This window comes from Chryseobacterium sp. LAM-KRS1 (assembly GCF_013184525.1).
Taxonomy (GTDB): Bacteria; Bacteroidota; Bacteroidia; order Flavobacteriales; family Weeksellaceae; genus Chryseobacterium; species Chryseobacterium proteolyticum.
In genome coordinates this window covers 72,586-94,162 of record NZ_JAAOIZ010000007.1, presented here as the reverse complement: position 1 = coordinate 94,162, position 21,577 = coordinate 72,586, and the positions used below count along the sequence as shown (strand labels likewise).

Annotated in this window: 15 protein-coding genes; 8 read left to right on the top strand and 7 right to left on the bottom strand. The window is 35.7% G+C overall.

Annotated features, from left to right (window positions below):
• Positions 1-10 precede the first annotated feature (10 nt).
• Positions 11-2,308 carry a GH92 family glycosyl hydrolase gene (locus tag G9C87_RS19610; RefSeq protein ID WP_172284317.1) on the bottom strand — a complete coding sequence of 766 codons (2,298 nt, stop codon included), beginning with the start codon at positions 2,306-2,308 and terminating at the stop codon, positions 11-13.
• A 129-nt stretch (positions 2,309-2,437) separates the two neighbouring features.
• Between G9C87_RS19610 and G9C87_RS19605 the strand changes: the two genes are divergently transcribed.
• The 4 genes from G9C87_RS19605 (at position 2,438) to G9C87_RS19590 (ending at position 8,627) form a co-directional block, all read left to right on the top strand.
• The gene (locus G9C87_RS19605; RefSeq protein ID WP_172284316.1) at positions 2,438-3,319 is read left to right on the top strand and encodes an SDR family oxidoreductase; all 882 of its coding nucleotides are present in this window, start codon (positions 2,438-2,440) and stop codon (positions 3,317-3,319) included.
• 86 nt (positions 3,320-3,405) lie between these two features.
• Positions 3,406-5,598 carry a M1 family metallopeptidase gene (locus tag G9C87_RS19600; RefSeq protein WP_172284315.1) on the top strand — a complete coding sequence of 731 codons (2,193 nt, stop codon included), beginning with the start codon at positions 3,406-3,408 and terminating at the stop codon, positions 5,596-5,598.
• Between the two features lie 113 nt (positions 5,599-5,711).
• Complete coding sequence (locus tag G9C87_RS19595; protein WP_172284314.1) at positions 5,712-6,539, top strand: endonuclease/exonuclease/phosphatase family protein; 828 nt, start codon at positions 5,712-5,714, stop codon at positions 6,537-6,539.
• A 222-nt stretch (positions 6,540-6,761) separates the two neighbouring features.
• On the top strand, positions 6,762-8,627 hold the full coding sequence (locus G9C87_RS19590; RefSeq protein ID WP_172284313.1) for a M1 family metallopeptidase: 1,866 nt from the start codon (positions 6,762-6,764) through the stop codon (positions 8,625-8,627).
• Positions 8,628-8,664: 37 nt separating this feature from the next.
• Here G9C87_RS19590 and G9C87_RS19585 read toward each other — a convergent pair whose 3' ends face one another.
• From G9C87_RS19585 to G9C87_RS19565, 5 genes are all read right to left on the bottom strand, one after another.
• The gene (locus G9C87_RS19585) at positions 8,665-10,047 is read right to left on the bottom strand and encodes a phosphatase PAP2 family protein (RefSeq protein ID WP_228457058.1); all 1,383 of its coding nucleotides are present in this window, start codon (positions 10,045-10,047) and stop codon (positions 8,665-8,667) included.
• 96 nt (positions 10,048-10,143) lie between these two features.
• Positions 10,144-11,139, bottom strand: coding sequence for a zinc metalloprotease (locus G9C87_RS19580; protein ID WP_172284312.1), 996 nt, complete (start codon positions 11,137-11,139; stop codon positions 10,144-10,146).
• Between the two features lie 413 nt (positions 11,140-11,552).
• Positions 11,553-12,191, bottom strand: coding sequence for a response regulator transcription factor (locus G9C87_RS19575; RefSeq protein WP_172284311.1), 639 nt, complete (start codon positions 12,189-12,191; stop codon positions 11,553-11,555).
• Positions 12,188-12,973, bottom strand: coding sequence for a sensor histidine kinase (locus G9C87_RS19570; RefSeq protein ID WP_172284310.1), 786 nt, complete (start codon positions 12,971-12,973; stop codon positions 12,188-12,190). Before G9C87_RS19570 ends, G9C87_RS19575 begins: the two co-directional genes overlap by 4 nt.
• A 633-nt stretch (positions 12,974-13,606) precedes the next feature.
• Entirely contained in the window at positions 13,607-14,155 is a 549-nt protein-coding gene (locus tag G9C87_RS19565) for a hypothetical protein (RefSeq protein ID WP_172284309.1), read from the bottom strand.
• 257 nt (positions 14,156-14,412) lie between these two features.
• Between G9C87_RS19565 and G9C87_RS19560 the strand changes: the two genes are divergently transcribed.
• Positions 14,413-15,294, top strand: a complete 882-nt coding sequence (locus G9C87_RS19560) for a hypothetical protein (RefSeq protein ID WP_172284308.1) — start codon at positions 14,413-14,415, stop codon at positions 15,292-15,294.
• Positions 15,295-15,496: 202 nt separating this feature from the next.
• Here G9C87_RS19560 and clpB read toward each other — a convergent pair whose 3' ends face one another.
• On the bottom strand, positions 15,497-18,091 hold the full coding sequence (gene clpB / locus G9C87_RS19555; RefSeq protein WP_172284307.1) for an ATP-dependent chaperone ClpB: 2,595 nt from the start codon (positions 18,089-18,091) through the stop codon (positions 15,497-15,499).
• A gap of 342 nt (positions 18,092-18,433) precedes the next feature.
• Between clpB and G9C87_RS19550 the strand changes: the two genes are divergently transcribed.
• The 3 genes from G9C87_RS19550 to G9C87_RS19540 all read left to right on the top strand — a co-directional run bounded on the left by G9C87_RS19550 (position 18,434) and on the right by G9C87_RS19540 (position 21,561).
• Complete coding sequence (locus tag G9C87_RS19550; RefSeq protein WP_228457057.1) at positions 18,434-19,045, top strand: TetR/AcrR family transcriptional regulator; 612 nt, start codon at positions 18,434-18,436, stop codon at positions 19,043-19,045.
• Positions 19,046-19,159: 114 nt separating this feature from the next.
• A complete protein-coding gene (locus G9C87_RS19545; protein WP_172284306.1) occupies positions 19,160-20,479 on the top strand; it encodes a phenylacetate--CoA ligase family protein in 1,320 nt (439 codons plus the stop codon).
• Positions 20,476-21,561: a 2Fe-2S iron-sulfur cluster-binding protein gene (locus G9C87_RS19540; protein ID WP_172284305.1), complete on the top strand. Its 1,086-nt coding sequence runs from the start codon at positions 20,476-20,478 to the stop codon at positions 21,559-21,561. Before G9C87_RS19545 ends, G9C87_RS19540 begins: the two co-directional genes overlap by 4 nt.
• Positions 21,562-21,577: the final 16 nt, after the last annotated feature.

The window sequence follows — 21,577 nt, the reverse complement described above, 5'->3', positions numbered from 1 at the left end:
TGCAGACTGATTATTTTTTTGCTTTGCCGCTCATATAAAAACTGAGTTTTCCACCTTTTATAATATCGGAATGCTTTAAAGTAAAGTTTTTAATTTCTTTACCATTTAAAAGAATCTTTTGAACATATACATTTTGTGGACTCTGATTAATTGCTTCAATTTCAAACGTTTTTCCATTTTCCAGATTAAGTACTGCGTAATCAACTGCCGGGCTTCCAATCGCATAATCTTCTGAACCCGGAGCTACCGGGTAAAATCCGAGTGAGCTTAAAATATACCATGCACTCATCTGTCCTGTATCATCATTTCCGCCTAATCCATCAGGAGTAGCTTTATATTGCATTTCAAGAATATGGCGAATCTGGGATTGTGTTTTCCATGGCTGCCCAGCCCAGTTATACAGGTAAGCTACATGATGAGCGGGTTCATTACCATGGACATATCCTCCAATGATTCCTTCTCTCGTAATGTCTTCAGTATCGGCAAAAAATTCATCGGATAAATGCATCGTGAACAATTCATCAAGTTTGGATGCAAATTTTTTCTTTCCTCCCATGATGGTAATAAGTTCATTGGGGTTTTGTGGAACGAAAAAGCTATAATTCCACGAATTACCTTCAATAAATCCCTGTCCGTGAGTACTCAGAATATCGAAATCCTTTTTGAAACTTCCATCTGCTAAACGGGGCCGCATGAAACCAATACTTTTATCAAAATTATTTTTCCAGTTTTCAGAACGTGTAATAAATTGATTGTAAATTTCTGTTTCTCCTAAATGTTTTGCCAGTTGAGCAATTGCCCAGTCATCATAGGCGTATTCCAGAGTATTGGACACAGAAGTCCCGCTTTTTTCAGCAGGAATATATCCTAAATCAATATATTGCCCAATTCCTTCATAATCCCTTTTATTTGCTGTTGCAACACAGGCATAGAGCGCTTCTTTTGCATCACCGGTATAAACACCTTTGATGATAGCATCTGAAACAACACTCACACTGTGATAACCACTCATGCACCAGTTTTCATTGGCGTAATGAGACCAGATCGGGAGCATTTTCAAAGAGAACTGGTTATAGTGGGCCATCATGGATTTTACAATGTCATTATTTCGTTTAGGCTGAATAATATTAAATAAGGGATGTAATGCCCGATAGGTATCCCAGAGGGAAAATGTAGTGTAATTTGTAAAACCATCTGCTTTATGAATATTCTGATCTAAACCTTTGTATTCTCCATTGCTATCCATATATATTGTTGGATTAATAAAGGTATGGTACATGGCGGTATAGAAATTGGTCTTTTCGGTATCGGAACCTTTAATGATGATTTTATTCAGCTCTTTATTCCAATTTTCCTGTGTTTGGGCTTTTACCTGATCAAAAGATAAATTTCCTGTTTCTTTCTCCAGATTATCAAGAGCATTCTTTTGGCTCACCGGGGATAAAGCAAGTTTTACCTCAATGGCCTCATTTTCATAGGTGTCAAAATCAAAATTCATTTTCAGATTTTTTCCGGCTATTTCCGGGAAATTTTTAGTCTGGTCGAATTTTCTCCAGAATCCTCCATACACTTGCTTCCCATCATAATTTTTCTGGCCGTATGATTTGAATGGTTTTGAAAACTGTATCGCAAAGTATACTGTTCTGGTTCTTGCCCAACCATTAGTCTGTCTGTATCCGGTAATGGTATGATCATTTTCTACCCGAACATATGTCCAGACATTCTTTCCTTCGTAATTATAAATTCCGGCCATCAGATCCAGAATAATGTGGGCCTGATCAGACTTTGGAAAAGTATATCGCTGAACTCCCACTCTTGTAGTAGCTGTAAGCTCTGCCAAAATATTAGAATCATCCAGTTTCACTTTATAGTAACCGGCTTCTGCTTTTTCATTCTGATGAGAGAACCTGCTTCTGTAACCACTTTCCGGATGAGAAGCGGTGCCCGGATTAAACTGAAGTTTTCCAACAGTAGGCATCATTAGAAAATCTCCTAAATCAGAATGCCCGGTTCCACTAAAGTGTGTAGAGCTGAAACCGACGATGGTTTTGTCTTCGTAGCGGTAGCCAGCACAGTATTTATAGACTTCTCCATTATATTTTCCATTAAGTTCATATGAAATGGTATCTGTTTCAGGGCTGAGCTGTACGGAACCAAAAGGAAAAGTGGCTCCGGGATAGGTGTGTCCCATTTTTTCAGTACCTATAAGAGGATTTACATATTGAGCTAGTTTTTCAAATTTTTGAGCGTTATAATTAAGGCTAAAAAACAGGAAGAATAAAAGAAATGGAGTTCCTGATATTTTCATGGATGCATAAATTTTAGAGTGGTAAAATTAAATAAAAAACAAAGAACAATTATTTATAACATTTATTTATAAACTTATTCTGAGCTTTATCCGTTGAATATTTATTATTTTTAGGAAAAATTAAATCGTATGAATCTGTATACACAACCAATGTTGCGTGAAGACGCATTAAAAGATAAAGTAGCTATTGTAACGGGAGGAGGAAGCGGCTTGGGAAAAGCAATGACCAGATATTTTCTTCAATTGGGCGCTAAAGTGGTGATTACTTCAAGGAATATCGAAAAATTACAAGGAACGGCCAAAGAACTGGAAGAGGAAACAGGAGGAAAAGTGCTATGTGTGGCTTGTGATGTGAGAAACTGGGATGAAGTGGAAGCTATGAAGGAAGCCGCATTAAAGGAGTTCGGAAGGATTGATATTTTGCTTAATAATGCTGCCGGGAACTTTATTTCACCTACAGAAAGATTAACACATTCTGCATTTGATTCTATTTTAGATATTGTTTTAAAGGGAACGAAAAACTGCACACTTTCCGTAGGAAAACATTGGATAAATTCCAAAACTCCCGGAACTGTTTTAAATATTGTAACGACTTATTCGTGGACAGGTTCTGCTTATGTTGTTCCTTCCGCATGTGCTAAAGCAGGAGTTTTGGCAATGACTCGGTCTTTAGCGGTAGAATGGGCAAAATATGGAATACGTTTTAATGCAATCGCTCCGGGACCTTTCCCCACAAAAGGAGCATGGGATCGATTATTGCCGGGAGATCTCCAGGAGAAATTCGATATGAGAAAAAAAGTTCCGTTGAGAAGAGTCGGAGAGCATCAGGAGCTGGCTAATTTAGCAGCTTACCTCGTTTCGGATTATTCTGCTTATATGAACGGAGAGGTTGTTACTATAGATGGTGGTGAATGGTTGCAAGGAGCAGGAGAGTTTAATATGTTGGAAGATATTCCTCAGGAAATGTGGGATGCTTTGGAGGCAATGATCAAGTCTAAAAAATCAAATTAATTCAAAATAAGTTAAAAAATCCCGGATTTGTAACAATTCCGGGATTTTTTTTACCTATCCATTAAGTAAGTTTATAAATTTTTAAAATGAAGTGTAAAGTATCAACCTTTGTTTCTGCGATAGCGGTTTTTCTGTTTTCAGGATCTGCTTTTGCTCAGGAAACACCTAAATATGATTATGTAGAGGCATTTAAGCCGTTTTTCTATCCACAAACAGGCACGGAAACCCGTTCTGCAAGTGGACAGCCGGGACATGCTTATTGGCAAAATTCTGCAGACTATAATCTTAACATAAGCTTAAATGACACTAAAAATGAGTTAACCGGTACTGCTGAAATAAAATATACCAATAACAGCCCGGATCAGCTGAGTTTTCTTTGGCTTCAGCTCGATCAGAATTTGTTTAATCAGGATTCCCGGGGTAATGCGGTAGTTCCTATTTCAGGAAGTAGAAATGGAGCCCATGGAGAAAAGTTGGAGGGTGGTTACAAAATTAAATCGGTAAAACTTGATGGTAAAGATGTAAAATATACGATTACCGACACCAGAATGCAGATTGATTTACCAAAAGCTTTGAAGGCAAAAGGAGGAGTAGCGAAAATTAGTATTGATTATTCATTTATTTCTCCTGAATATGGTTCTGATAGGATGGGAGTACAGGAAACTAAAAATGGTAAAGTTTTTACGATTGCACAATGGTATCCGAGGATGTGTGTGTATGATGACGTTCTGGGATGGAACACGTTGCCATATCTGGGAGCTTCGGAGTTTTATCTGGAATATGGAAATATCAATGCCAGTATAACCGTTCCTGCTAATCATTATGTTGTTGCCTCAGGGGAACTTCTTAATGGGAAAGAAGTGTATAGCAAGGAGGAAAATAACCGTTGGGAACAGGCAAGAAATAGTGATAAAACAGTAATGATCCGCCCTGAATCGGAGATAGGTAAAAATCAATCTTCAGGAACGAAAACATGGAAGTTTAAAATAGAACAGGCCAGGGATTTTGCATGGGCATCATCTTCTGCATTTGTTTTAGATGCGGCAAGAATTAATCTGCCGAGTGGCAAGAAGTCTTTGGCAATATCAGCGTATCCGGCTGAAAGTGGAGGTGAAAAAGCCTGGGGAAGATCTACCGAATACACGAAAGCTGCGATAGAACATTATTCTCAGAAATGGTATGAATATACCTATCCTGCAGCTACAAACGTTGCGGGTAATGAAGGTGGAATGGAGTATCCGGGTATTGTGTTTTGCCATATGGATTCCAAGGGAGATGATCTTTGGGGAGTTACGGATCATGAATTCGGACACAACTGGTTTCCGATGATTGTGGGATCTAATGAAAGGTTATTTGCCTGGATGGATGAAGGTTTTAATACATTCATTAATCAGCTTTCTACTGAAGCCTTCAATAAAGGGGAGTATTACAAAAAACAAAATATTGCACAAACAGGAAGTTATCTGATGAGCGATAATTTTGAACCGATTATGGTAGGACCGGATAATATGAAAGAACACAGTATCGGAGTTCTTGCTTATTTCAAACCGGGTATGGGCTTAGGCATTTTGAGAGAGTCAATCCTTGGACCTGAAAAATTTGATAAAGCATTTAAAACATATATAGATCGTTGGGCTTTCAAACATCCTACTCCCTGGGACTTTTTCCATACCATGGAGAACGTTTCGGGTGAAGAGCTTAATTGGTTTTGGCGAGGATGGTTCTTTAATAAATGGAAAATTGATCAATCCGTTAAAAGTGTAAAATATATAAGTGGTGACTTTAAAAATGGAGCTCAGATTACGGTAGAAAACCTGGGGCAATTACCTATGCCAACTACAGTTCAGGTAAGATTTAAAGACGGGACAACACAAATTGTAAAGCTTCCGGTTGAGGTTTGGAAACGTAATAAAGAATGGACTTTTCAAATTGAATCTGCTAAGGAAATCGAAGAGGTAAAGGTGGATCCTAATTCTCAGATTCCCGATATCAATCCGAAAAACAATTCTGCTTCTGTAACAGATACCAAGAAAATTGATAAAATTGATCCTAAAGATTTTACAGGGACATTTGGAAGCAAAGAGATTCCATTAAAGCTGACATTTAAAGTAAAAAACGGACAGCTTTTCGGCCAGGCCGGTGGAGATGCACAATTTCCTCTTGAATACAACGGAGATAATAAGTTTCTTTTCGGGCAGTCTGTTTTTACATTTGCTAAAGACAAGAAAACAATGACGATTACTCAGGGTGAAAAGGAAATTAAATTAACGAAGGAATAATAATTCTGTTTTAAAAAAGAATACAGAAAATTAACAATATAATCATGGTTTTAAGGCTTCTCTCTGGTAGAGAAGCCTTATTTTTGTTTAATTATTATTTAAAATAGGTGATTATGAGTTTTAGATTTTCAATTGTGTTTGTCTTGTTTTTTGTTATAGGGTTTTCACAAAACCTTAAAGTTATGAGTTTCAATATCAGATTACAGGTAGAATCTGATAAGGAAAATGCATGGACAGAACGAAAGCAAGATGTACAGGATTTATTAATGTATTATCATCCGGATTATTTTGGGGTTCAGGAAGCATTGCCAGAACAGATGAAAGACCTTAAAAAAGGATTGCAAAATTATAATTATGTCGGTGTGGGCAGGGACGATGGAAAAGAAGAAGGTGAATTTTCAGCTATTTTTTATGATAATGAAAGGTTACAGGTTGTGAAATCCGGTACATTCTGGCTTTCGGAAACACCGGATAAGCCTTCCAGAGGCTGGGATGCGGCATGCAACAGGGTATGTACATATGCAGTTTTTAAAGATAGAAAATCTAAAAAAGAATTCTTAGCAATGAATCTTCATTTTGATCATGTTGGAAATGTTGCAAGAGTGAAATCTGCGGAGTTGATTCTTAAAAAAATAAAAGAATTGAATCCTGGAAATCTGCCTTTAACTTTAAGTGGAGACTTCAATTTAACAGACAACAGTGAACCTATAAAGATTATTTCCCAAAATCTGAAGGATAGTTTTTATAACTCTGAAACCCAACACTATGGTCCAAAAGGGACATTCACCGGATTTAATGTCAATGAAATTCCTAAAGACCGAATTGATTATATTTTTGTAAAGGGAATGAAAATAAAATCTCACAGGCATATTAATGACAGAAGAGAAAACCTGCTGTATCCTTCGGATCATTTTCCGGTTATTGCAGAGCTTTCATTATAATTTAATCTTCTTTATTCGGAAAATTAATTTCAAATCCAATTCCTCTCAGGGATTGGATTAGCTTATGTGTTAATAGTGCCAGAACAACAAAAAAACTGATAAACGAGGGTGGATGTAAAAAACATACGTTAAAATTTGCTAATATCAGCATCTGTGCGGTGATTAATTATATTTCTCTGTTACATTTTACCTAATTTTGAGACTTATTTTTAAAAAATAGATATGAAGAGATTGCTTTTTGGATGTTTAATGGTTGCTTCAGCACACTATTTTTCAGGACAAGAACTATACATACCAAGAAATGTAAAAAAAGCATATGAAAATGGGACGCGTGATATTTCCGGGGCTCCGGGTAAAAATTACTGGCAGAACAAAGGGATATACAATGTAGAAGTAAAAGTAGATGATAATACAAAAATCGTTTCCGGAAAAGAAACGATTACTTATAGTAACAATAGCCCCGGCGATTTACACTCTTTAGCCATAAGGTTTGTCAATAACCTTCATAAGCCGCAGGCTCCGAGATCAGGCTTTGTGTCCAAAGACTTTCTATCTTCAGGATTGCATATCAAATCTTTTATTGTAAATGGGGAAAAATATAACATAAACAGTGATGATTGGGGAACTGTTGCAAGTGTAAAGCTGCAAACCGCTATTAAATCGAAATCAAAATCAGAAATTAAAATAGAGTGGGAATATCCATTGTCTGTAAAAAGTGAAAGAGAAGGACAGATTGATCCTGAAACATTTTATGTTGCTTATTCTTTCCCAAGAATTTCAGTGTATGATGATTATAATGGCTGGGATATGCTGCCACATTCGGACAGGCAAGAATTCTACAATGATTTTAATGATTATAATTTTGCAATCATTGCACCCAAAAATTATGTGGTTTGGGCAACGGGAGAATTTCTCAATCCCGAAGCTGTTTTACAGCCTAATTATTTAAAAAGATACAAGACATCTCTGAGGAGCGATCAGGTTGTTCATATTGCAAGCCAGGAGGAAATGAAATCAGGAAAGGTAACTAAGCAGAATAAGTGGAATACCTGGAAATTCAAAGCCGCTAATATCACGGATTTTTGTTTCGCCTTGAGTAATCATTATGTATGGGATGGGGCAAGTGTTCAGCTCAAAACAAAACGAGCAAGTGTGCAGTCTGCATACAAAGCAGGTGCTAAAGATTTTGAACATTATGTAGACTGGATGCGTTATAACCTTGATTGGTATTCTAAAAACTGGCCGGGCGTGGAATATCCATACCCTGTAATGACTGCTGTTCAGGGATATGCTGATATGGAATATCCAATGATGATTAATGATAACAGTATTCCGGATAATTTTGAAGATGCGAGATTAACGGCAGATCATGAAATTGCTCATACCTATTTTCCTTTTTATATGGGGATCAATGAAACACGATATGCTTTTATGGATGAGGGTTGGGCAACAACCCTCGAATATCTGATTGGAATTGATGAGAATGGTGAAGCTAAAGCAAAGGATTTTTATAAAAATTTCAGGGTAAAGAAATGGATCAATGATCCTTCTGCCGAACAGGATCAGCCCATTATTACCATGAGTACACAGGTAAGTGGAGCAGGATATGGGAATAATTCTTACGTGAAGGCATCTCTGTCTTATCTGGCTTTAAAAGATTATCTTGGAGATGATCTGTTTAAAAAAGCATTACACCATTATATGAACAATTGGAATGGAAAACACCCAATTCCATGGGATTATTTTAATTCTATGAATACAGGATCAGGGAAAGATTTGAACTGGTTCTGGAATAATTGGTTCTATACAAACAATTATATAGATCTCAAAATTACAAAAGGAACTCAGGAGAACGGATTGCTTACAGTAAATATTGATAATGTAGGAGGTTTTGCAATTCCTTTTGATGCTATAATAACTTATGACGACGGAGGAATTGAAAATCTTCATTTTACACCTTCATTATGGGAGAAAAATCAAAAACAGGCAGTTCTTACGATTCCTGTAAAAAATAAAGTAAAATCGATTAAGCTGGATGGGGATATTTTTATGGACTATACTCCTGAAAATAATTCTAAAAATTTATAATCAAAAAGCCTTCAGAATACTGAAGGCTTTTTGATTATTAGAAATATGCTGTTAATCTTAATCCAATCGTTATATATCTAACTTTTTCTTTAGCAAAAGAAGTGTTGAATACTTCGTTCATTTCTTCGTCGTCTTTCACCAGGTCGCTAAAGTGGTAATTCATCGTGGACTTAATCTGGTTGTATTCGGCGTAGGCGGTAATCCCGAGTTCAGGATTGAATTTATAAGTAATAGCACTTCCTAAATTAAGCCTGAAAGCCTTTGATGGTTTATAAGTTGCCAACTCCAATTGATTGTCTGGAGTGCTAATATGCTCACTTTTAACAAAAATTTTTCCGCTTGCAGGTATTGAATAGCCACCTGTAGCTTTTAACATGACTTCCCAGTTTTTTGCAAATTCATGAGAAAAATATGGACCCAAACCAAAATTGAGAAATCCTAATGACTGAGTCGTGATATCAAAGTTTTCATAGTGTTCCTCATCATCCAAAGTAAGTCTTTGAGGTTTGATCGGGAAACTACTAAAGCTAAGATCTCCTCCAATTCCCCATTTTTTTGAAAAAAAATAGGCTCCTTCTAATCCTGCATCAAAGCCAACCTGCTTTCTGTTATCGAGCTCAGATTCTTTCAGGAAGTTTGTGGTGGCGAGTGCTGATCCCACTTTTATAGACAGAAAAGAAGGGTATCCGTTACTTTCTATCCTGGAAAGCAGGCTTAGATTATCTCCTTTATTCTTGTAAAATTTATCAATGAAAAAATATCCTAATTCAATAGAAATAATCCCTACTCCTGCACCCGCAAGAATATCAGGCATCCAATGTCTGTTATTCAGGTTTCTTCCAAGTCCTGTCAATGTAGCCGCGCCATATCCTCCAATACTGTAAGCCGGATTTACGAGTCCATACTCCTTGTGTAGAAAGCTGGCGTTGGCAAAAGCCATTGCAGCGTGCCCGGATGGAAAAGAGTTTTTGGCTGATGCATCCGGACGTTCAACTTTAGATGTGTACTTTACAGAATTGACGATGATTCCCATAATAGCTAAACTTGTGGCATAAGATAAAGTAGCTCTCCCAATATTATTACGTCCTTTAATTCCCGCTAACTTCAAACCGTACACCGTAGCAGCAGGAGCATATTGAAGGTAATCGTCAAAACTAGCCTTAAAATCCGGCAGATATCGATTTCTTATGTCACGGATGTTTTTACGCTCACCCCAGGTAGCTGCTGAAGCGGTAAATAATAATGTTGGGGCAATTGATTTTTGGACCCATTCTTTTTTTAAGAAAGGTACCTTCTCTGAAAGTGCGGGAGGTTCTGAAATAGAATGAGAGAGATTGTTTTCTTGCTGAAGAGTATCCTGTGCCTTGTATAGGCATAAGGTAAGCAGCATAAAAAATGCTAATACTAATTTATTCATCATTGTGTGTTTTTTATTTTAAATTTTAAAATTTGCCAAAAATATAAAAAAAAACCTTTCTCAAAACTGAGAAAGGCTTTTTTAACATATTAAGAAAACTTATAATACTCTTAAACCTGCTCTAGGACCAGAAGAACTTACAACTGCCTGCATTCTTGTTTTTTGCCCTGCAGAGAACATAAACATTGCAGCATCATCTACATAGTCCATATAGTTCATGAACATAATAGATCTTGATACCCCACTACAAGTATTATATACAGGATATGTAGGTTTGTTATAATTAGCTCCCGTTTGTGTAGGTGTATCCGCTACCTGATCGTTTCCGCAATTTGCATCACCCCAGATATGTCTAAGATTTAAATAGTGTCCTACTTCATGAGTAGCTGTTCTTCCCAAATTGAAAGGAGAAGATGCTCCTGTTTTTCCAAAATAAGGAGCTGCAATCACCACCCCATCATTCCATAATCCTGCTGATTCAGGGAAGGTCGCATATCCAAGAACTTGTCCCATGCTACCTACTACCCAGATGTTGAAATAGTTGGTAGGATTGGTGGCGTCAATACCGCCGGAAGAAGCTTTTTTCATAGCATCATTAGTGCTCCAGCTTGTTTTAGTTGTAGATTTTCTTACGGTATTTGCTAGTCTGAATCTCACTTTTACATCCCCTGATTTTACAGATTGAAATTCTGTTGGTATTTTATTTACATCACTGTTCGTACCTCCGTAGTCAGCATTAAGAACAGCAATTTGCTCTGCTATTCTGGCATCAGAAACATTTTGTGCAGAAGTATTGTACAATACATTTACTACCACAGGGATTTCAACAGTACCATCTGCAAGAACTTTCCCCATTTTAATTGCGTTTGCAAATCTTTCAGTATTCGCTTCAATAGCTGCATACTTTTGTCTGAGTTCAGGATTGTTCTGAAGTGTTTGCTTTCTGATTTCTTCTGAAGGACAAGATCTTCTGTTGGCTAAATCTGAAGCAGTTGCAGATTTGTTTGCAGTCTCTTCACCTTGATTTGAAACATTGTCGCTGTTACAAGCGGACATGAATCCTAATGCCAGGATTCCAAATAATAGTTTTTTCATAGTTTCTATAAATTTATTTGTGGAAAAACGAAATTATATTATTTTGGGTGAGTTTGCAAGATCCCATTTTTGTGAATTGCTATTGTTTTATGGATTTTTATAAATTTTAATTCAGTAATTTATTTCATTTTATGGTGATTTTATACTTTACTGGCGGTGTTTTCGTGTTTTTATTCATTTTCATAATTTCCATATCTAAATCTTTATTTTAGTTATAATTATGTAAGTAAAATTGATATTCATTGCATAATTAATAAAAACATATTGTGTGGAGGTATGATTTACTGCTCTTCGAATGTTTTGTCTTTCTTTTGCCAGTATTTACAGTGTAAAAAGTCCCTTTCTGAATTTCAGAAAGGGACTTTTTATAATTTAAATTTGAAAAGGTTTTAATCAGTAAACAATTCGAGAAGCTAGTCGAATCCATTTTTCATGGCGAAAACAGCGAGTCCCACACGGGTTTTCAAATCTAATTTTTCACAAAGCTGGTCTCTGTAACTTTCCACAGTTCTTGGACTGCAGCACATTTTATCAGCTATTTCTTTATAACTTAGTTCAGTAACTGTATATTTCAGGAATTCTTTTTCACGCTCAGAAATCCGCACTGTATCTTTAGATTCAGTTTCATTGTTCAGATTAGAAAATATAATGCGTGACGCCCATTCCGGATAAAAGAATCCTTCCGTATTTAATTTCACAAGAGCTGTTTCCAGTTCTTTAGGGTGGGTGTTTTTTAATAAATACCCTTTTGCCCCGTTTTTGATCATTTTGATGACGCTTTTGTCATCCCCTTGCATGCTCAAGGCCATTACTTTAATATCGGGGTGGTTTTCTTTGAGCCACAGCACGGTTTCGAAACCGTCCATAATTGGCATGCTGATGTCGAGTAAGATAATATCAGGAATTTTATTGTTATTTTCGAATTTCTGAATAAGATCTTTTCCGTTTTCACAGACATAAATAACTTCAAAATCTTTAAAGTTGTCAATAATACCTTCCAATGCCTTCGCAATAAGGATGTGGTCGTCAACGATAACAATTGTTTTTTTCATGGCTGTCTTTTTAGTGTAATATTAACGGTTGTTCCTTTGTTCTTTAAGCTTTCCAGAGTGAAGTCTGCTCCTATGATTTCCGCTCTGTTTTTCATATTGGTTAATCCAATGCCATTAGATCTTATGTTAGTCCTGTCAAATCCGATACCGTCATCCTGAATATTCAGTTCCCAAAGTGCTTCACTCGAAGTATTGAGGTTAATGAAAATATTTTTGCAGTGGGCATGCTTTATACTGTTCTGAATAAATTCCTGGGTGATTCTCAAAAGTACATTCTTATGTACGAATCCCAGATCCAGTTGTTTAAAATTATGTTTAAAGCTTACATTACATTTTTTAAAAGCATTGGTGTTGTCAACTTCTTCCTGAATTAAGGTTACGATTTCCTTTTGATTGATATTATCATCAGTTAAAGTTTTCGAAAGACTTCTAAGGTCCTGAAGGGATTGGTTGATGATCTGTGATACCTGTTCTATTCTTTCATTGACTTCAGGAACTTTATTTTCGTATAAAAGCTGCTGAGTGTACAAGCTTACTAATGTGAGTTTCTGTCCTATGTTGTCATGAAGTTCACGGCCAATCTGTTGCATAGTAGCCTGTTGGATCTCCAGCTGAGTGGCCAAGAGCTCCTTCTGATGGATTTCATTTTTTATTTCAATTTCATTTAAATACTCTTTTTTTCGCTGTCTGTATTTTCTAATGTATACCATTAGCGCAGCTACGAATAATACAAAGAATACGTTAAATAAAATAATGGTTATTAAAAGTTCCGTTTTCCCCATATGAATGAAGCTGAAAATAATAAATACATGATAATATCTGAAATCTGTGAGTAATTGCAATAAATACTCCAGATTTCCCGGTTGTCATAATATAGAAGTGTATAAAATGTAAAAAATGGAAGTGTTCCAATATAAAATAATGTTACTCCCAGGTTTATATAAAACATTTTATTATTACTGAAATTGATTATATCTTCAGAATTCACCTGTTTATAGTACTCCATAATAACTAAAATCATTAAAAGTAAACACCCAAAAGTATAATTAAATGAATAAATTATTTTACTTTCCTTAAAATACAGTTCACTGGGAATAAATGAAATCAGATAAAATAAGGAAAGGATCCCGAATAGTTTTCTATTGTTGAACGATTTTGCAGCATATAACCAATAGAAAAACAAAAATTCCATGGGGATTACAAAATAATTATAATATTTGATTTTTGAGAATAAGGAAAAATTTCCATACCTGCCAAAAGACTCAAATATAAAAATTGCTATCAAATATATTGAAAAGTACTTCCAGTATTGATTTTTTAATGATTTTAGAAAAAAAATCGAAACTAAAGCGGATAAACCTTCTGTACAATATAATGAATAGTCCAGTACACTTCGCAATGAATCCATTTTTTACTTAATAGTTTTGAACAATTGGAGAATCAGGAGGAATTAAGCTTCCGTGGTTTTGTGCTAGTCCGCCTTCTTCTTCAATAGGATCTGTTGTATTTCGAGATTTTAATGCCATAGCGATTACCTGACCATTGGAATTGGATGGATTGAAATCGTAATGTAAAATCTTTCCGTTTTTGTCTTCTTTTTTTAGAGTGGGAACCATTATTAAAGTATGTCGTTCAGCGTATTCTTTTGGAACAGTATGACTTTCCATAATTGTCCAATTGTCAATCTTAGGATAAGCAGCATAATAAAATCTAATACCCAAATCACTTTCACTGGTTGCGGGATTCACTTTCTTAGCTTCTGTTTCAAGATCGTTAATGAATTTTTTCAATTTAGGTAAGTCGAACCAGATAGAATCTGCATCAGTCATTTCAAGAGTAGAATTAATTGCTTTCAGTTGATTATTACGGTAATTATTAATCAGCTCCTGAATAAAGACATTACTCATGGTGTTTGGAAGACTTAGTGTCTCCACATCACCTTCGAGAATAGGTTTTGTTTCCATAATGTTAGTTTTTTAAACACAGTGTTAGTTAGTAATGCAAATCTCGGAAAAATTTTAGGTTAAATGACAGGGATTTCTCCTATTTGTTATCCGTGATTTTACGGGAAGATGGATTTTCTTTATAAAATGGCAATTTTTTGGTGAAAAAATTGATGTTTCGAATCTTAATTAGATTTTATTTTTATGTTAAAATAAATGCTTATTATATTATAATTATTAATAATTGAATATATTTACTTGTAGAAAAAAAAATAATTTTGAAAACAAAACTTTTTAGCATTGCCATATTGGGACTTTTATCGGTTGGAATGTTATTTCAATCATGCAACAGTGATAATGAAAGTGAAGCATCAAGCGATAAAGTAATTTCTCAAAATTACAAGGACCGATTAATTGATAGTAAAACAGCTCAGGCGCTGGGAGATACTTATCTCACTAATAACTACGCTGTATTATTAGGGGGACGAACAGCTAGGGGATTGTCAGCCGAAGATGCAAGACAGGTAATTTATCCAATAGAAATTTTGGAAGCGTTTATTGCAAGTGTAGAAGAGAAAGCAGGGCAAGATGCATTAATTGGGGTTAATATCGGACAATACCCTTCTTCCGAAATAGTGGACGCTCATCAGAGAGAAGATTATAAAGGATATCAGACTATGTATCTAATGTCTTACAAAACTCCTGCAGATACTGTTTCTGCAGCTAATTGTGTAGAGGCAATGAATCATGGTAGTATTATTCCTCCTGATGCGACGGCAGATAAAAATGACATTTTAGATAAGAATATTAATAATTATCTCATAGCTAATGAAACGGCTTCACTTCTGGATAAAACCTATGCATTAAACAATGAAAAGACGTTGGATGCAAAGGGAATTGAAGTTAAAAGGCAATATTTTTATAGTATTGGTTTATTGAAGGGATATCTTCAATACGTAAAAGAACAGGCTGTGATTAATGGTATTACTGACGTGAATATTGCAATTAATATGGGACAGAATAGCTTCAGTTCGGGCGCTGTGAATAAAGGGAAGCAAAAGGCAGGAAGCCAATGTATCTTTTTTACAGCATTTCCTAAGGGGAATGATGCAAATAGTAAAAATTTGAATATTCTAAATAATCTCCCGGCTCTTAAATAACTTTGATGTCCGGATAAAAATAAAAAAGCGGTAGAAATAATAATTTCTACCGCTTTTTTTACACTTGAATCTTTTTTGATATCGTTATGTGTTACTTTCATAGCGTTGTCCAGATTTATGTCAATGTGAATTAACAAAAATAAGTGCTGTAGATTTTGTCTACAGCACTTACTACAAAAATAATATATATGAAAAAAACTATTTATTTTTCCGCCGGTCTGAAAACCAGACCTGTTTCATCGAAATAATCCAAAGTGATTCGGTCTCCTTCATTTACATTTCCGGCCAGAATCTCGCGGGATAGTTTATTTAAAACTTCCTGCTGGATAACTCTCTTTAAAGGTCTTGCACCAAAAGCAGGATCATATCCTTTATTCATTAAATAATCTACGGCATCCTGAGTTGCTGTCATGATAATATTTCGTTTTGCTAACATATCATTAAAGCCTCGTAACTGATACTGAACAATTTTTCCAATTTCCTTTTTTCTTAAAGGCTGGAATAATACAATCTCATCAATTCTGTTTAAGAACTCCGGACGAAGAGTTTGCTTTAATAAGTCAAAAACTTCTTCTTTTGTTTTCTCTACGATTTCATCCTGATTGGCTTCAGTAATGTTTTCAAAATTTTCCTGAATCAAATGTGAGCCCAGGTTAGAAGTCATAATGATAATTGAGTTTTTAAAGTTGACAACTCTACCTTTGTTGTCTGTCAAACGACCATCATCCAAAACCTGCAATAAGGTATTGAAAACATCAGGGTGGGCTTTTTCAATCTCATCCAAAAGAACAACTGAATAAGGTCGTCTTCTCACTGCTTCTGTAAGTTGTCCTCCTTCATCATATCCAACATATCCCGGAGGCGCTCCTACTAATCTGGAAACAGAATGACGTTCCTGATATTCACTCATGTCGATTCGGGTCATATTGTTTTCATCGTCGAATAAAAATTCAGCCAGCGCTTTTGCTAACTCTGTTTTACCGACACCTGTTGTACCGAGGAAAAGAAAGGATCCTATTGGTTTTTTCTCATCACTCAATCCTGCACGGTTTCTTCTGATCGCATCAGAAACAGCCTGAATGGCTTCTTCTTGTCCTACAACCCTGTGATGAAGTTCTGTTTCAAGGTGCAACAATTTCTCCCTTTCCGATTGTAAAAGTTTTGTTACAGGAATTCCTGTCCACTTAGCAATTACTTCCGAGATATTTTCTGCAGTTACCTCTTCTTTTATTAATTCGTTCTGATGATTTTGCATTTCAAGTTCCAGCTTCTGCAAGTCATCTTCTTTTTCTTTGATTTTTCCATATTGGATTTCTGCTACTTTGGCATAATCTCCAGCTCTGGAAGCTCTTTCCGCTTCTAGTTTTAAAGATTCAATATCTTTTTTAATCTGTGTAAGATCTTCACTTTTTTGTTTTTCTTTCAACCATTTTGCATTAATCTCATTCCGTTGTTCGGAAATTTTTGAAATATCTTCTTTTAAATGGTCTATTTTAGTCTGATTGCCTTCTCTTGAGATAGCAGCCAGCTCAATTTCCATCTGCATAAGCTTTCTATCCAGGACATCAAGTTCTTCGGGTTTGGAGTTGATTTCCATTCTCAACTTGGCAGAAGCCTCATCAATAAGGTCAATTGCTTTATCCGGTAAGAATCGGTCTGAGATGTATCTCTGAGACATTTCAACTGCTGCAATGATAGCCTCATCTTTGATCCTTACTTTATGATGCGCTTCGTATTTATCTTTAATTCCACGTAAAATAGAGATCGCAGATTCTGTATCCGGCTCTTCCACCATTACTTTCTGAAAACGTCTTTCAAGGGCTTTGTCCTTTTCAAAATATTTTTGATATTCATTCAGGGTAGTGGCACCTATTGCTCTCAATTCTCCTCTTGCCAAGGCAGGTTTTAAAATATTTGCTGCGTCCATAGCGCCTTCACCACCACCAGCTCCTACTAATGTGTGGATTTCATCAATGAAAAGAATAATTTGTCCGTCAGATTTTATTACCTCATTAACGACAGACTTCAAACGCTCTTCAAATTCTCCTTTATATTTTGCTCCGGCGATTAATGCTCCCATATCTAATGAATATAAAGTTTTATCCATCAGATTTTCAGGAACGTCTCCGTTAATAATTCTATGTGCAATCCCTTCTGCAATTGCAGTTTTACCCACACCTGGTTCTCCAATTAGGATCGGATTGTTTTTTGTTCTTCTGGAAAGAATCTGTAATACACGACGGATTTCTTCATCACGTCCGATTACCGGATCCAGTTTTCCTTCTGCAGCTAATTCATTAAAATTTTTAGCATATTTATTGAGAGATTGGTAAGTTTCTTCTGAACTTGCAGAATTGGCTTTGCTCCCTTTTCGTAATTCCTTAATAGCGCCTTCCAGTAAGCTTTTGGTAACCCCCATATCTTTAAGCATTTTAGAAACTTCAGATGAAGTATCCAAAAGTGACAGCCACAAGTGTTCGATTGTTACATACTCATCACCCATTTTCTTTGCAATGTTCGGCGCATCCAATAGGACTTTATTTGCTGATTGTGAGAGATAAATATTACCTCCCTGAACTTTAGGAAGTCTTTCTAAACTTTCACGGTTCCTCTCTCTTACCAAAGATGCATCGGCTTCCGATTTTTTCAGTAAAAAAGGTGAAATATTTTCATCTACCTGAAAGATTCCTTCCAGTAAATGTTGAGGTTCTATGCTTTGATTACCCAGTTCCATAGCAACTTGCTGAGCTGCCTGGATGGCTTCTTGTGATTTTACAGTATATTGATTTAAATTCATATTTTATATTTTTGGGTTGACTTAAAGTGTATAGATTTTAGACATCAGATTTCAGACCATTCAGACTTTGAATTAAATTTAATTTCTTAAATCCGTATCTAAAGTCTGATGTCCTTGATCTAATTTAATCATTTAATTCGGGTCGTATAACACAAAAAGTGTTCAATTATTGAATTTATAAATAAATTGGACAAAATTTCCGAATATTGTATTTTTAACACTGAAGTAACTAGACAAAATTTCCATTTTCATCATATCATCTGTAAATTTTGACATTCTTTTTTATTTTGAAATCAGATTAAAAGATGTATGTAAAACTTTTATGAGGCAAAAAACAACAGTTTGGATCAAAAAAGTTACTTTTGCAATCTACTGATGGAGCTTAAAGAAAAACAAAAGAAAATATTAGACGAAGCCGTTCAGCTTTTCAAAGAGAAAGGCTATATGGGAAGTTCTGTAAGAGATCTGGCAACTCAATTGAATATAAAAGCTGCCTCTCTCTATGCACATATACGTTCTAAGGAAGAAATCCTTGAATGGATTTGCTTTGGTATTGCTCAGGATTTCTTTGTTGAGCTTCAGGAAGTATTGAACACAGATATCAAACCCAGTGATAAGCTGAATTTATTTATTGATAAACACTTATCTGTTGTTCTCAAAAATCCCGATGTTACTCATATTTATTCCAATGAATGGAAGCATCTTGAGGAAAGGCTTCCTGAATTTGTTGAGTTGAGGAAAAAATATCAACAGGAAGTCGAACAATTAATTTCCGGGATCTATAAGGCCGAAAATTGGGAATTAAAATCCCCATCCTTTACTACAAGGTTTATTCTTCATACACTCAATAATTCTTATTTCTGGTTCAAAAGAAACACAGGATCAAATGTAGAGATCACTGATGAAATCAGGAATAAGATACTCTTTGGACTGCTTGGAAATCAAAAGAGATAAAAAAATTACCGTTCTGGTTATTTAGAATCATTCAAAATATGATGAAAATCATAAAAATTTTGTCAGCTTCCAAAATCTTTTTAAATTTACACCTAACAAATGTTAGTTAGTTTTATGGATTTTTCAGTTGAATATTTAGAGCTCGACCAGCTTAGGGAGCTCCAGTCCAAAAGATTGGTAGATCTCGTAGGTTATCTTGAGGAAAGATCAGATTTTTATAAAAGAAAATTTAATGAAGCGGGAATATCACCTCAGGAAATAAGGTCGATTGAAGATATTTCGAAATTACCCATTACTTATAAACAGGATTTGCGGGATCACTATCCATTTGGATTATTTACGGTTCCGAAGAATGAATTACAGAGAATACATTGTTCAAGTGGAACCACAGGAAAACCAACGGTAGTAGGATACACGAAGGAAGATGTTGATCTTTTCAGCGAGGTGGTTGCAAGGTCTTTGAACGCAGCAGGAGCCCAACCCGGGATGCAATTGCATAATGCATACGGTTATGGAATTTTTACCGGCGGATTAGGTCTGCATTATGGAGCTGAAAAGCTTGGAATGAGTGTTCTTCCTATTTCGGGGGGAATGACAACGAGACAAGTGGATTTGATAATGGATTTTAAGCCTGAAGTAATTTGTTGCTCACCTTCGTATGCTTTAACAATAGCTGATGAATTTGCTAAAAGAGGAATTTCTGCTGATGAAATCAGTTTAAAGTATGCTGTGTTGGGTTCTGAACCATGGACAGAAATCATCAGACATCACATTGAAGAGAGGCTGGGGGTTCATGCGACTAATATTTATGGATTAAGTGAGATTATTGGACCCGGAGTATCGATGGAGGATTTCGAAGAAAAAGGCGGTTCCTATATCTGGGAAGATCATTTTTATCCCGAAATTTTGGATCCGAATACAAAACAACCGGTTCCGTTTGGAGAAGAAGGCGTACTGGTGATTACCACTTTGACGAAAAAAGCGATGCCACTTCTAAGATATTGGACAAATGACATTACAAGTCTTTACTATGATGAGAGTGGAAAAAGAACGATGGTAAAAATGAGACCTCTTATCGGAAGAGCTGATGATATGCTGATTGTAAGAGGGGTAAATGTTTATCCAAGCCAGATTGAAGAAGCTTTTTCACATGTAGAAGGAGTCGTGCCAAATTACTATCTTACACCGATCGAAAAGGAGCAAATGTGCGTTGCTTTAGACATTGATCTGGAAATAGATAATGATTTTATTAAATCTCATCAACTTGAAATAAATACCGATGATTATCTTATTTTTGTCGGAAATTTTGGAAAAAATATTGAAAACGAAATAAAGAAAAGGGTAGGAATAACCACAAAAGTGAAAATCCATACTCAGGATAGCTTACCTAAATGCGAAGGTGGAAAAATTAATAGAATACTAAAGAAAAAATGAATTCATTTTATAAACTAAAAACGGTAAAAGTTCAGAAAGATACCGATGAAGCTGTGAATGTAGCAGTGGAAATTCCTGATGAACTAAAAGATAAATTCAGATTCAAGCAGGGACAATACCTTAACTTCCGGATGATGATCGACGGAAATGAGGAGAGACGTTCTTATTCTATCTGCAATGCTCCAAGTGAAAAAAGCAATACATTGGAAGTATTGGTCAAACTTTTAGAAGGTGGAAAGGTTTCAGGATATTTTAATGAACATCTTCACATGGATGAGGTGCTTGAGGTAATGCCCCCTATGGGAGGTTTCAATACCACCTATCACCCATCGAATACCAAAACATATGTTGGTCTGGCTGCAGGAAGTGGAATCAGTCCAGTTCTTTCCAATATCAAGGAAAGTCTTTACCAGGAGCCTAATAGTAAGGCATATTTATTTTACAGCAACAGAAGCATGAATCATGTGATGAAGAAAGCTGAGATCGATAAACTGGTTGAGCACTTCAAAGGAAGGCTGAATGTAGTATATCTGGTAAGTCGTGAAAAGCATGAAGATCCTATTTTTGAAGGAAGAATCTCTCCGGAAAAACTGAATCATTTATTTGAAAGATATACCGATATAGATGTTAAAGAAGCTACCTATTTCATTTGTGGTCCTGCAGAAATGATCAAAGGTATTGCTGATTATCTGAAAAAAGAAAAAAAGGTACCTGCTATTCAGGTTTTATTTGAATATTTCACAGCTCCCGATGAAGAAAATTCTGAGGAAATGAGTGATGAATTCAAAGCTATCGCCAATATAGAAAGTATGGTAACAGTGATCATTGACGACGATGAATATTCCTTCCATCTTAATTCTAAAAAAGAGAGTATCTTAGATAAGGCATTAAAAGATCAGCTGCCTGTTCCTTTTGCTTGTAAAGGAGGAGTTTGCTGTACGTGTAAAGCAGAGGTTTTGGAAGGAGAAGTCTTCATGGAAAAAAACTTTGCGCTTACCGAAGAAGAAGTAGCCAGAGGTTACGTTCTGACATGTCAATGTCACCCGACAACCAATGTGGTGATGCTTAATTATGATGTTTAAATTGTATTAACGATTA